At 62.9% G+C, this 12,122-nt stretch carries 10 protein-coding genes; 3 read left to right on the forward strand and 7 right to left on the reverse strand.

All coding sequences use genetic code 11. The annotated features are described in order from the left end of the window. Positions 1 to 14 precede the first annotated feature (14 nt). Entirely contained in the window at positions 15 to 767 is a 753-nt protein-coding gene (locus tag PMI20_RS01460) for a DUF2059 domain-containing protein (protein WP_007923106.1), read from the forward strand. A 123-nt stretch (positions 768 to 890) separates the two neighbouring features. On the opposite strand, the gene bipL is transcribed toward PMI20_RS01460, so the two are convergent. Continuing rightward, positions 891 to 1,814, reverse strand: coding sequence for a phospholipase BipL (bipL, locus tag PMI20_RS01465; protein WP_007932730.1), 924 nt, complete (start codon positions 1,812 to 1,814; stop codon positions 891 to 893). Between the two features lie 109 nt (positions 1,815 to 1,923). Here bipL and PMI20_RS01470 point away from each other — a divergent pair, with 109 nt between their 5' ends. Continuing rightward, the gene (locus tag PMI20_RS01470) at positions 1,924 to 2,502 is read left to right on the forward strand and encodes a DUF6436 domain-containing protein (RefSeq protein ID WP_007932728.1); all 579 of its coding nucleotides are present in this window, start codon (positions 1,924 to 1,926) and stop codon (positions 2,500 to 2,502) included. 106 nt (positions 2,503 to 2,608) lie between these two features. Then, a complete protein-coding gene (locus PMI20_RS01475; RefSeq protein ID WP_007932726.1) occupies positions 2,609 to 5,020 on the forward strand; it encodes a penicillin acylase family protein in 2,412 nt (803 codons plus the stop codon). A gap of 153 nt (positions 5,021 to 5,173) precedes the next feature. Here the strand turns inward: PMI20_RS01475 and PMI20_RS01480 are convergent, their stop codons facing one another. From PMI20_RS01480 to PMI20_RS01505, 6 genes are all read right to left on the reverse strand, one after another. After that, positions 5,174 to 6,064: an ABC transporter permease subunit gene (locus PMI20_RS01480; RefSeq protein ID WP_023967929.1), complete on the reverse strand. Its 891-nt coding sequence runs from the start codon at positions 6,062 to 6,064 to the stop codon at positions 5,174 to 5,176. Beyond that, a complete protein-coding gene (locus tag PMI20_RS01485) occupies positions 6,061 to 6,942 on the reverse strand; it encodes an ABC transporter permease subunit (RefSeq protein ID WP_169916015.1) in 882 nt (293 codons plus the stop codon). Before PMI20_RS01485 ends, PMI20_RS01480 begins: the two co-directional genes overlap by 4 nt. A 35-nt stretch (positions 6,943 to 6,977) precedes the next feature. Next, complete coding sequence (locus PMI20_RS01490) at positions 6,978 to 8,120, reverse strand: ABC transporter ATP-binding protein (protein ID WP_007928322.1); 1,143 nt, start codon at positions 8,118 to 8,120, stop codon at positions 6,978 to 6,980. A gap of 74 nt (positions 8,121 to 8,194) precedes the next feature. Then, complete coding sequence (locus PMI20_RS01495) at positions 8,195 to 9,289, reverse strand: polyamine ABC transporter substrate-binding protein (protein ID WP_009051375.1); 1,095 nt, start codon at positions 9,287 to 9,289, stop codon at positions 8,195 to 8,197. Between the two features lie 186 nt (positions 9,290 to 9,475). Beyond that, complete coding sequence (locus tag PMI20_RS01500; protein ID WP_037035226.1) at positions 9,476 to 10,570, reverse strand: polyamine ABC transporter substrate-binding protein; 1,095 nt, start codon at positions 10,568 to 10,570, stop codon at positions 9,476 to 9,478. Between the two features lie 186 nt (positions 10,571 to 10,756). Further along, positions 10,757 to 12,121, reverse strand: coding sequence for an aspartate aminotransferase family protein (locus tag PMI20_RS01505; RefSeq protein ID WP_007928319.1), 1,365 nt, complete (start codon positions 12,119 to 12,121; stop codon positions 10,757 to 10,759). Between the last annotated feature and the right edge of the window lies 1 nt (position 12,122).

The following is a 12,122-nucleotide window of genomic DNA, read 5'->3' on the forward strand; positions in this document are numbered from 1 at the left end:
CGACAGGAGTCCTTATGCGCCGTTTGCTTTTTTCACTGTTGATGTTCTGTGTGTTGCCCGCCTGGGCAGACGGCCACGACCAGTTGTACAAGGTCGCCGGCTGGCCGGAACAACGCGCGCATTTCAACGATGCCCTCACCGCCGCCCAGCAGCGTTACCAGAATAGCCTGCCGCCAGCGGTCTATCAGGCCCTGGTCAATAACAGCAACCAGCGCTTCGCGCCGCAGGCCATGGACCGCCGCGCCCAGGCGCAGCTGCGGCAGAACCTCGCCGATCCGAAACCGGCCCTGGCGTTTTTCCAGTCGCCGCTGGGGCGCAAGATCGTTGCCGCCGAACTGCTGGCGACCCGCCGCGACCAACTGGCGAAGAATGCCCAGGGCCTGCCGAAGATGCAGGCCAGCGATACCCGTCAATTGATTATCGGCCACCTGGCCCAGGCGCTGCCGGCCCGTGAAGCCGGCGCGGAAGTCAGCCTGGCCATCGCCGGGGTGGCTGCCGACAGCCTGAGCCAGATGATCCCCGGCCTGCTGGGTGCCGGCCAGGCGCAGAACATGCTCAACGGCCAGCGCCAGCGGCTGATGGTGCAGATCGGCAACGACCTGAACAACACCCTGCTGTACGTCTATCGCGACCTGTCCGACCCCGAGCTGGAAGAGTTCGCCAACTTCGCCGAGTCCGCCGAAGGCAAGGCCTACTACCAAGCCGCCCTCGCAGCGATCCGCGCCGGGCTGGCCGTCGGCCAGAGCACTTCCAGCCTCACGCCCTAAACACCTCTTGTAGCCGCTGCCGCAGGCTGCGATAGGTCCGTAGGACCTCAGTGGTCGCAAGATCGGCGCGACCGTGCCGGTCGATCGCAGCCTGCGGCAGCGGCTACAGGTGCGTGAATACCGTCAAAGATGCTGGTTCAGGAAGGCGAAGTATTCCTGGCGAATGCGCGCCGCCTCGTTCGCCAGGTGATGCCGCGCCTCGGGCAGCATCAGCACCTGGGGCTGCTGGAACTTCTGCCGGATCACCTGCAGGTTGTGCTGCCAATCCACTGTCATGTCCGCCTGCCCCTGAACGATCAGCGGCTGCCGGCTGCTGCGCGGGGCCAGCTCGATGCGCTTGATCCACTGCGCCAGCGCGCCGACCCAGGCAGTCGGCAGGCGCAGGGGTTGCAACGGGTCGCGCTGCAGGAACGGCAGGAAATCGGGGTCGGTGGAGTTCTCGCTGAAGCGCCGGGCGATGCCTTTGACGAAAGGCCGGAGCATGTAATAGCTGAGCTTCGACCAGCCCCAGGCACGCGGGCGCACCAGCGGCGAGAGCAGGATCACCTGGCCCTGGGCCGGGCTCTGCGCGCCCTGGTTGAGCAAGTGATCGATCACGATCGCACCGCCCGTGCTTTGCCCGCACAGGTGCCAGGGCTGGGGCAGATCGAGGGAGCGGGCTTCGTCGAACAGGCCTTGCAGCACCGCCTGGTACACCGCGAAATCATCGATGCTGGCGCGCTCGCCGCTGGACAGGCCATGACCCGGCAGGTCGCAGGCAATCACCGCCCACTGCCGCTGCAGCGCCCACTCGATCACATGCCGGTACAAGCCCATGTGATCGTAGAAACCGTGCAACAGAAACAAGGTCGCCACCGGCTGCTCGGGCCACCAGACCTGGCCGACCACCTCAAAACCACCGACCGAAAAACGCCCCAGCCCACGCTTGACCGGCAGATCCAGCCCATAGAAACGCTGATAGGCCTGCGCCTGGGCCGAGAGCGGCTGTGCCTCGGCCAGAGGCCGCAGGCTGGCGCGCAGAAGGTCGGGGTCGAAGGTCGCAGGCATAAGGGTTTTCCCAGGGTGGCGCGGAACGCGAAACAGGCTTTATCGGCCTGCGATATTCATCTGTCGGGGCAAGCATGGCAAGCTACGCGACCTTCGAGGAATGATCCGTATGCGTCTGCCCTACCGCACGACCCTGCTTGCCAGCCTGCTCGCCCTCCTGTGCGCCGGGGTGCTGTGGGTCGCCTACGACTGGTTCCAGGGACGTTTTCTGCGCACCTTCAGCGAACACACCGCGGTGTTTTCCGGCGACCCGCTGCAACTGCCTCCTGGCCTCGCCGGCGAAGGTGCCATCCGCCTGGTGCATTTCTGGGACCCGGCCTGCCCGTGCAATGTCGGTAACCAGCAGCACCTGGCCGAGCTGATCGAACACTACGGCCCACAGGGCGTGGAGTTCTACTCGGTGCAGAAGGCCGGCAGCCACGGCCAGTTGCCCGCCACCCTGAGCCGTCTGAAAATCCTCGACGGCTTGCCCGGCTCGGAGCAGATCCCCGCCAGCCCGGCCGTGGCGATCTGGGACCGCAACGGCACCCTGGCCTATTTCGGCCCCTACAGCGAAGGCCTGACCTGCAATTCCAGCAACAGCTTTATCGAACCTATCCTCCAGGCCCTGCACGAAGGCCGCGCGGTCAGCGCCACCCACACCTTGGCGGTGGGCTGTTATTGTCCATGGCCGAAACAGACGGATTAAGGCATTCCTGACTTTTCGCAGACAACGGATGCCCGGCACAGAAGGCCTGTGCTAAATGTTTGCCTTCCCCACGGCAGGCAAATCGCAGAAAGAACAAGGAGTCACCATGAAACGCAGCCTGACCGTACTCGTCGTCCTGATCCTTGCCCTTGCCGCGGGAGGGGGCTGGTACCTGTACAGCAAGCAGCCGTCGCGCCAGGGCCAGGTCGAGTTGGAGCGCCTGCAGGGCTCGGTCACGGTGCGCTACGACGAGCGCGGCGTGCCGCATATCCGCGCGGAAAACGAAACCGACCTGTACCGCGCGCTGGGTTATGTCCACGCCCAGGACCGACTGTTCCAGATGGAAGTCATGCGGCGCCTGGCCCGCGGCGAGCTGGCCGAGATACTCGGCCCCAAACTGCTCGACACCGACAAACTGTTCCGCAGCCTGCGCATCCGCGAGCGCGCCGACAGCTACGTCGCCGGGCTGGATCGCCAGTCCCCTGCCTGGAAGGGCCTGCAAGCCTACCTGGACGGGGTCAACCAGTATCAGAACAGCCATCCGCAACCGATCGAATTTGATGTCCTGGGCATTCCCAAGCGTTCCTTCACCGCCGAAGACAGCATCAGCGTCGCCGGCTACATGGCCTACAGCTTCGCCGCGGCCTTCCGCACCGAGCCGCTGCTGACCTACGTGCGCGACCAGCTCGGCAGCGACTACCTGAAAGTCTTCGACCTCGACTGGCAGCCCAAGGGCGCCCTGGCCAAGGGCCGTGGCCCGCTGGCGCCAAGCCTGGCCGCCAGCGACTGGCAGGACCTGGGCGCCATCGCCCGGCTGAGCGAGCAGGCCCTGGCCGACGCCGGCCTGCCGCAATTCGAGGGCAGCAACGCCTGGGCGGTGTCCGGCACCCGCACCAAGAGCGGCAAACCGTTGCTGGCCGGCGACCCGCACATCCGCTTCGCGGTGCCGTCGGTGTGGTACGAGGCCCAGCTGTCGGCACCGGGCTTCGAACTCTACGGTCATCACCAGGCGCTGGTGCCCTTCGCCTTTCTCGGCCACAACCTGGACTTCGGCTGGAGCCTGACCATGTTCCAGAACGACGATTTGGACCTGATCGCCGAGAAGGTCAACCCGAACAACGCCAACCAGGTCTGGTACCGCGGCAAGTGGGTCGACCTGGTCAACAGCGAGCAGCAGATCGCGGTGAAGGGCCAGCCGCCGGTCACCCAGATCCTGCGCCAGTCGCCCCACGGGCCGATCGTCAACGACGTGCTCGGGGCCAATGCCGGCAAGACGCCGATCGCCATGTGGTGGGCCTTCCTCGAAACGCCGAATCCGATCCTCGACGGCTTCTACCAGCTCAACCGCGCCGACACCCTGGCCAAGGCCCGCAGTGCCGCGTCCAAGGTCCAGGCGCCGGGCTTGAACATCGTCTGGGCCAATGCCAAGGGCGACATCGGCTGGTGGGCCGCGGCGCTGTTGCCGAAACGCCCGATCGGCGCCAAGGGCACGTTCATCCTCGACGGCAGCACTTCGCTGGCGGACAAAGAGGGCTTCTACCCATTCAGCGCCAACCCCCAGGAAGAAAACCCGGCGCGCGGCTATATCGTTTCGGCCAACTTCCAGCCGGTCTCACCCACCGGCATGGAGATTCCCGGCTACTACAACCTCGCCGACCGTGGCCAGCAACTGGACCGCCAGCTCAGCGACAAGAGCGTGAAATGGGATATCGACGCCAGCCAGAAACTCCAGCTGGGCACCACCACCGCCTATGGCCCGCGCCTGCTGGCGCCGCTGCTGCCAGTCCTGCGCGAAGTAGTGAGCGACCCGCAGGAGCTCAAGCTGGTGGAGCAACTGGCGCAGTGGAAAGGCGACTACCCGCTGGACTCCACCAGCGCCACCCTGTTCAACCAGTTCCTGTTCAACCTCACCGATGCCGCTTTCCATGACGAGCTGGGCGACGCCTTCTTCGACACCCTGCTGTCCACCCGGGTGATCGACGCCGCGCTGCCACGCCTGGCTGCCTCCGCCGACTCGCCGTGGTGGGACAACCGCAACACCCTGGGCCAGGAAAGCCGCGCCGACACCGTCAGGGTCGCCTGGCGCGCCAGCCTCGCTCATCTCAAGGCGACCTTTGGCGACGACTCGACGAAGTGGCTGTGGGGCCAGGCGCATACCCTGACCCACGGTCATCCGCTGGGCCTGCAGAAGCCCCTGGACCGGGTGTTCAACGTCGGCCCGTTCGCCGCGCCCGGCACCCACGAAGTGCCGAACAATCAATCGGCCAAGATCGGCCCCGCGCCCTGGCCAGTGACCTATGGTCCGTCCACCCGGCGCCTGATCGACTTCGCCGATCCGGCCCACAGCCTGAGCATCAACCCGGTCGGGCAAAGCGGCGTGCTGTTCGACAAGCACTATCAGGATCAGGCCGAGGCTTATATCGAAGGGGTGTACCAGCAGGCGCACTTCAACGAAGAAGAGGTCACGGCCAATACCCACAGCACCCTGAAGCTGTTGCCGGCGCGGACGGCGCAGTAACCCCTGTGGTGAACGACGCCTGACCCGCAGCAGCCAGCTTGGCTGGCGATCCAGTCGACGCGGCACTCAAGGCCGGGGCCACCCCCGAAAACGACATCGCCCCTGAACAGGGGCGATGTCTTGTCGCGGTCAACGCCTTGCGGCTGTCGCGTATCAGGCCGCTTCCGGGGCCTGTGCGCGGCGCACGTCCGGCTGCTTCCAGGAATCGGCCGCGGCCTCTTCGATGGCTTGCTGGATGGCGCGCTTGCGCCGCTCTTCGGCCTGGCGGCTGAAGTACCAGACCAGGAAGGTCACCAGCGACACCGCCAGCAGGATCAGGCTGGCCACGGCGTTGATCTCCGGTTTCACCCCCAGGCGCACCGCCGAGAACACTTCCATCGGCAAGGTGGTGGAGCCCGGGCCGGAGACGAAGCTCGCCAGCACCAGGTCGTCCAGGGACAGGGCGAAGGACATCATGCCGCCCGCCGCCAGCGACGGCGCGATCATCGGGATGGTGATCAGGAAGAACACCTTCCACGGCCGCGCGCCGAGGTCCATGGCCGCCTCTTCGATGGACAGGTCCAGCTCGCGCAGGCGCGCCGACACCACCACCGCCACATAGGCCGCGCAGAACGTGGTGTGGGCGATCCAGATGGTGACGATGCCGCGTTCCTGCGGCCAGCCGATCATCTGCGCCATGGCCACGAACAGCAGCAACAGCGACAGGCCGGTAATCACTTCCGGCATCACCAGCGGCGCGGTGACCAGGCCGCCGAACAGGGTGCGGCCCTTGAAGTGGGTGATACGGGTCAGCACGAAGGCCGCCAGGGTACCCAGGGCCACCGCGGCGATCGCGGTGTAGCAGGCGATCTCCAGGGAGCGCACCACCGAGCCCATCAGTTGCGAGTTGTCCAGCAGCCCGACGTACCACTTCACCGACCAGCCGCCCCAGACCGTCACCAGCTTGGAGGCGTTGAACGAGTAGATCACCAGGATCAGCATCGGCAGGTAGATGAACAGCAGACCCACCACCAGCATCAGGTTCGAGAAACTGAAGCGCTTCATTCCTTGCCCTCCATTTCTTTGGCCTGACTGCGGTTGAAGAGGATGATCGGCACAATCAGGATCGCCAGCATCACCACTGCCAGGGCCGATGCCACCGGCCAGTCACGGTTGTTGAAGAACTCTTGCCAGAGCACTTTACCGATCATCAGGGTTTCCGGACCGCCGAGCAGTTCCGGGATCACGAACTCGCCCACCACCGGGATGAACACCAGCATGCAGCCGGCGATGATGCCGTTCTTCGACAGCGGCACGGTGATTTTCCAGAAGCTGTTGAAAGTGCTCGAACCCAGGTCCGAAGCGGCTTCCAGCAGGCTGGTATCATGCTTGACCAGGTTGGCGTAGAGCGGCAGGATCATGAACGGCAGGTACGAATAGACCACGCCGATATACACCGCCAGGTTGGTGTTGAGGATCTGCAGCGGCTCGTCGATCAAGCCCATGCTCATCAGGAAGCCGTTGAGCAGGCCGTTGTTGCTGAGGATGCCCATCCAGGCATAGACGCGGATCAGGATCGCGGTCCAGGTCGGCATCATGATCAGCAGCACCAGCACGGTCTGCAGCTCTTTGCGGGCGCTGGCGATGGCATAGGCCATCGGGTAGCCGATCAACAGGCACAGCAGGGTGCTGAAGAACGCCATCTTCAACGAGCCGAGGTAGGCGGCGATATACAGCTCGTCATCGCCGAGCATCGCGTAGTTGCCCAGGTTGAGCAGCACCTGCAGCTTCTGGTCGATGAAGCTGTAGATCTCGGTGTACGGCGGAATGGCTACGTCCGCTTCGGCGAAGCTGATCTTCAGGACGATGAAGAACGGCAGCATGAAGAACAGGAACAGCCAGAGGAACGGAACCCCGATGACCATCTGACGGCCACCGGGAATTATTCGATTGAGGCGGCGCTTGAGCTTTCGCATGTTCATGAGCGCAGTACCACGCCGCTGTCGTCTTCCCACCAGACGTACACCTGGTCACCCCAGGTCGGACGCGCGCCGCGACGCTCGGCGTTGGCCACGAACGACTGCACCAGCTTGCCGCTCGGCAGCTCGACGTAGAACACCGAGTGGCCACCCAGGTAGGCGATGTCATGCACCTTGCCGCTCGACCAGTTGTATTCGCAGGTCGGCATGTCCGGGGTCACCAGGAGTTTTTCCGGGCGGATGGCGTAGGTCACCGACTTGTCCTGCACCGAGGTGCTGATGCCGTGGCCCACGTAGATGTTGCGGTCCAGGTCCTTGCAGGTGATGGTGGCGTGGCCTTCGGCGTCGTCGATCACTTCGCCCTCAAAGATGTTGACGTTGCCGATGAACTCGCAGACCAGGCGGCTGGTCGGGGTTTCGTAGATGTCGATCGGGCTGCCGATCTGGGCGATCCAGCCCAGGTGCATGATCGCGATACGCTCGGCCATGGTCATGGCTTCTTCCTGGTCGTGAGTCACCATCACGCAGGTCACGCCGACCCGCTCGATGATCTCCACCAGTTCCAGTTGCATCTGCGAGCGCAGCTTTTTATCCAGGGCGCCCATCGGTTCGTCGAGCAGCAGCAGCTTCGGCCGCTTGGCCAGGGAGCGGGCCAGGGCCACGCGCTGGCGCTGGCCGCCGGAGAGTTGGTGCGGCTTGCGCTTGGCGTACTGGCTCATCTGCACCAGCTTGAGCATCTCGGCCACGCGGGCATCGATCTCGGCCTTGGGAATCTTGTCCTGCTGCAGGCCGAAAGCGATGTTCTGCGCCACGGTCATGTGCGGGAACAAGGCATAGGACTGGAACATCATGTTGATCGGCCGCTCGTAGGGCGGCATGTCGGTGATGTCCACACCGTCCAGGTAGATGCGCCCCTCCGTGGGCCGTTCGAACCCCGCGAGCATCCGCAGCAGGGTGGACTTACCCGAGCCAGAACCGCCGAGCAGGGCGAAGATCTCGCCTTTCTTGATTTCCAGGGACACATCGTCCACGGCAATCGTCTCGTCGAACTTCTTCGTGACCCGGTCGATTTTGACCAACACCTGCTTCGGTGTCTGGTCGCCCTCGAGGGCTTTCTTGTAGGCGCCGGAGGCAACTGCCATTTACGAAACTCCCAGAAAAAAAGAGTGCAGTTCGCCCAAGGCGGGCGAACCCAGGATAGTTTGAGCGGTTGACGCTATTTGCCCGACTTGACCTTGGTCCAGCTGCGGGTCATGAGTCGTTGGATCTTGGGTGGCAACTCTGAGTTGACGTACAGCTTGTCGACAATCTCCTGCGCCGGGTAAACGGCTTCGTCCTTGCGGACCGACTGGTCCATCAGCTCGCCCGCCTTGGGGTTCGGGTTGGCATAACCGACGGAATCGCTGACCTGGGCGATCACCTCAGGCTTGAGCAGGTAATTGATGAAGGCATGGGCCTGCTTGACGTTACCGGCGTCCTTGGGAATGGCCAGCATGTCGAACCAGAGGTTGCCGCCTTCCTTGGGAATCACATAGGCGATTTCGATGCCCTTGCCGGCTTCGGCGGCGCGCGCCTTGGCCTGGAACACATCGCCGGAGAAGCCCGCGGCCACGCAGATTTCGCCATTGGCCAGGTCGGAGATGTATTTCGAGGAGTTGAAGTAGGTCACGTAAGGCCGCACCGCCAGCAACTTGGCTTCGGCCTTCTTGTAGTCGTCGGGGTTCTGGCTGTTGGGGTCCAGGCCCATGTAGTTGAGCACCGCCGGGAGCATTTCATCGGCGGAGTCGAGGAAGGCCACGCCGCAGCTCGACAGCTTCTTGATGTTTTCCGGCTCGAACAGCATGGCCCAGGAGTCGATCTTGTCCACGCCCAGCGCGGCCTTGACCTTCTCGACGTTGTAGCCGATGCCGTTGGTGCCCCACAGGTAAGGCACGGCGTACTGGTTGCCCGGGTCGTTCTTCTCCAGGCGCTTGAGCAGCACCGGATCGAGATTGGAATAGTTGGGCAGCTGCGCCTTGTCGAGCTTCTGGAACGCCCCGGCCTTGATCTGCTTGCCCAGGAAGTGGTTGGACGGCACGACCACGTCATAACCGGTACGACCGGCGAGCAACTTGCCTTCCAGGGTTTCGTTGGAATCGAACACGTCGTACAGCGGCTTGATGCCGGTGGCCTTTTCGAAGTCCGCCAATGTGCTCTGACCGATATAGTCAGACCAGTTATAAATATGCACGGTCGGCGCGGCATAAGCGCTGACGGCCAGCGTCAGCCCGGCGCCCACCAGCATGGCTTTGCGAAATAAAGAAATAGGCAAGTGGAGGTCCTCTCAACAATTGGGCCTGAGTTGCCCGCACTACATGACAGCCAAGAGCTGCCCAGCAACAAAACCGGCGCGCAACTTACCTTCGATAAACCGATCCAGCAAAACTTTCTGTCATTTAATTGCACCGCTGACCGCCCTCGCGGGGACGACAGCCAGCGGTTGCTGCCTCAAACCGGCTTATTTGCCAGATTTGATCTTGGTCCAGCTGCGAGTCAACTCACGCTGGGTGGCGGCCGGCAGATCGGCGATCGCATACAGCTTGGCCTGCACGTCTGCTGGCGGGTAGATGCCCGGATCGCTGGTGATGTCTTTTTCTACCAGTGCCGTTGCGGCGGCGTTACCGTTCGGGAAACGCACGGCGTTGGTGATGCTGGCCATGACTTCAGGCTTCTGCAGGTAGCTCATGAACTTGTAGGCGCCCGCGACGTTTTCAGCATCCTTCGGAATGGCGACCATGTCGAAGAAGCTGCCGGCGCCTTCTTTCGGAATGGCGTAGCTGACTTTCACCTTGTCGCCGGCTTCGGCGGCACGGGACTTGGCCTGCTGCACGTCACCCGAGTAGCCGACCGCTACGCAGATGTTGCCGTTGGCCAGGTCCGAGATGTACTTGGAGGAGTGGAAGTAGGTGATCGAAGGACGGATCTTGAGGAACAGCTCTTCGGCTTTCTTGATGTCGTCTTTCTTCTGGCTGTCGGTCGGCAGGCCCAGGTAATGCAGCGCGACCGGGATCATTTCGGTTGGCGAGTCGAGGAAGCTCACGCCGCAGCCCTTGAGTTTGGCGATGTTCTCGGGCTTGAGCAGGGTGTCCCAGGAATCGATCTTGTCGACGCCCAGCGCAGCCTTGACCTTCTCCGGGTTGTAGCCGATGCCGATGGAACCCCACATGTATGGGAAAGCGTGCTTGTTGCCCGGGTCACTGACCGAAACCGCCTTGAGCAGATCCTGGTTCAGGTTTTTCCAGTTGGGCAACTTGGAGACGTCCAGCTCCTGATAAACGCCGGCCTTGATCTGCTTGGCCAGGAAGTTGTTCGACGGCACGACCACGTCGTAACCGGACTTGCCTGCCAGCAGTTTCGCTTCCAGGGTCTCGTTGCTATCGAAAACGTCGTAGACCACCTTGATCCCGGACTCTTTTTCGAAGTTCGCGATGGTGTCAGGTGCGATGTAGTCGGACCAGTTGTAAACGTGCAGCACTTTGTCGTCTGCCTGGGCCACTGCCGCCATCGCGCCCATCAGGGACATGGCGAGGAGGGTCTTGCCAGCTTTCTTCATACCTATTGCCTTCATGCGTCATGCTCCAATTATTCTTTTTAACCTTGTGTTCAGCGACCGGTTGCCAGGCAACTAAAAACAGGCGGTAGTCTGGCAAGTTCCAAGGCGGGCTTTCAACAGAAGACCCCATCCTTTATGGCCGCCCCGAGCGAAGTACCGCGGGATACTCCGCTCAGAGCCTAGCACTTAGCCCTGTAACGCACTCAAGGTCAGGTCCAGGCACTTGCGGGCCTTGCTCACCAGCTCATCGATCTCCTCCTTGGTGATCACCAGGGGCGGAGCGATGATCATGGTGTCGCCCACGGCGCGCATGATCAGGCCATTGTCGAAGCAGAACTGCCGACAGATCATGCCGACGCCTCTTCCGACATACCGCGCACGGGTGGCCTTGCCCTGAACCAGCTCGATGGCGCCCAACAGGCCGACTCCGCGAACCTCACCCACCAGCGGGTGATCGTTCAGTTCCCGCAGGCGTTTCTGCAAATACGGTGCCGTTTCTGCCTTGACGCGCTCGATAATTTTTTCGTCGCGCATGATGCGGATGTTTTCCAGGGCCACGGCGGCGGCCACCGGGTGCCCGGAATAGGTGAAACCGTGGTTGAAATCGCCGCCCTCGTTGAGCACCGCCACCACTTCGTCGCGCACGATCAGGCCACCCATGGGGATGTAGCCGGAGGTCAGGCCCTTGGCGATGGTCATCATGTCCGGCTTGAGGTCGTAGAAATCGCTACCGAACCACTCACCGGTCCGCCCGAACCCACAGATCACCTCGTCGGCGACGAACAGGATGTCGTACTTGGCGAGGATTTCCTTGATCCGCGGCCAGTAGCTTTCTGGCGGCACGATTACGCCGCCCGCGCCCTGGATCGGCTCGGCGATGAAGGCACCGACGTTATCGACGCCGACTTCGAGAATCTTCTCTTCCAGCTGGTTGGCCGCCCAGATCCCGAACTCGTCCGGGGTCATGTCGCCGCCTTCGCCGAACCAGTAAGGCTGCGGGATATGCACGATGCCCGGGATCGGCAAGTCGCCCTGTTCGTGCATATAGGTCATGCCGCCCAGGCTCGCGCCGGCCACGGTGGAGCCGTGATAGCCGTTGACGCGGCTGATGATGGTTTTCTTCTTCGGCTGGCCCTTAATCGCCCAGTAGTGGCGAACCATGCGCAGCATGGTGTCGTTGCCTTCGGAGCCCGAGCCGGTGAAAAACACATGGTTCATGCCCTTGGGGGCCACATCGGAGATGGCCTTGGCCAGTTCCAGCGCCGGCGGGTGGGCGGTCTGGAAGAACAGGTTGTAGTACGGCAGCTCGCGCATCTGCTTGCTGGCGGCGTCGGCCAGTTCTTCGCGGCCATAACCGATGGCCACGCACCACAGCCCGGCCATGCCGTCGAGGATCTTGTTGCCCTCGCTGTCCCAGAGATAAACGCCCTCGGCGTTGGTGATGATCCGCGGGCCCTTCTCCTTCAATTGCTTGAAGTCGCTGAACGGGGCCAGGTGGTGCTCGCTGCTGAGGGTTTGCCACTCACGGGTTTGCGGGTTGTTGCTGGTCATT

Source organism: Pseudomonas sp. GM17 (assembly GCF_000282175.2).
Lineage (GTDB): Bacteria > Pseudomonadota > Gammaproteobacteria > Pseudomonadales > Pseudomonadaceae > Aquipseudomonas > Aquipseudomonas chlororaphis.

Excerpts from the sequence above, each read along its gene's own strand:
- PMI20_RS01500 (WP_037035226.1), bottom strand. The coding sequence starts at position 10,570 with ATGAAGAAAGCTGGCAAGACCCTCCTCGCCATGTCCCTGATGGGCGCG.
- PMI20_RS01490 (WP_007928322.1), bottom strand. The coding sequence starts at position 8,120 with ATGGCAGTTGCCTCCGGCGCCTACAAGAAAGCCCTCGAGGGCGACCAG.
- PMI20_RS01480 (WP_023967929.1), bottom strand. The coding sequence starts at position 6,064 with ATGAAGCGCTTCAGTTTCTCGAACCTGATGCTGGTGGTGGGTCTGCTG.
- PMI20_RS01475 (WP_007932726.1), top strand. The coding sequence starts at position 2,609 with ATGAAACGCAGCCTGACCGTACTCGTCGTCCTGATCCTTGCCCTTGCC.
- PMI20_RS01460 (WP_007923106.1), top strand. The coding sequence starts at position 15 with ATGCGCCGTTTGCTTTTTTCACTGTTGATGTTCTGTGTGTTGCCCGCC.
- PMI20_RS01505 (WP_007928319.1), bottom strand. The coding sequence starts at position 12,121 with ATGACCAGCAACAACCCGCAAACCCGTGAGTGGCAAACCCTCAGCAGC.
- PMI20_RS01470 (WP_007932728.1), top strand. The coding sequence starts at position 1,924 with ATGCGTCTGCCCTACCGCACGACCCTGCTTGCCAGCCTGCTCGCCCTC.
- bipL (WP_007932730.1), bottom strand. The coding sequence starts at position 1,814 with ATGCCTGCGACCTTCGACCCCGACCTTCTGCGCGCCAGCCTGCGGCCT.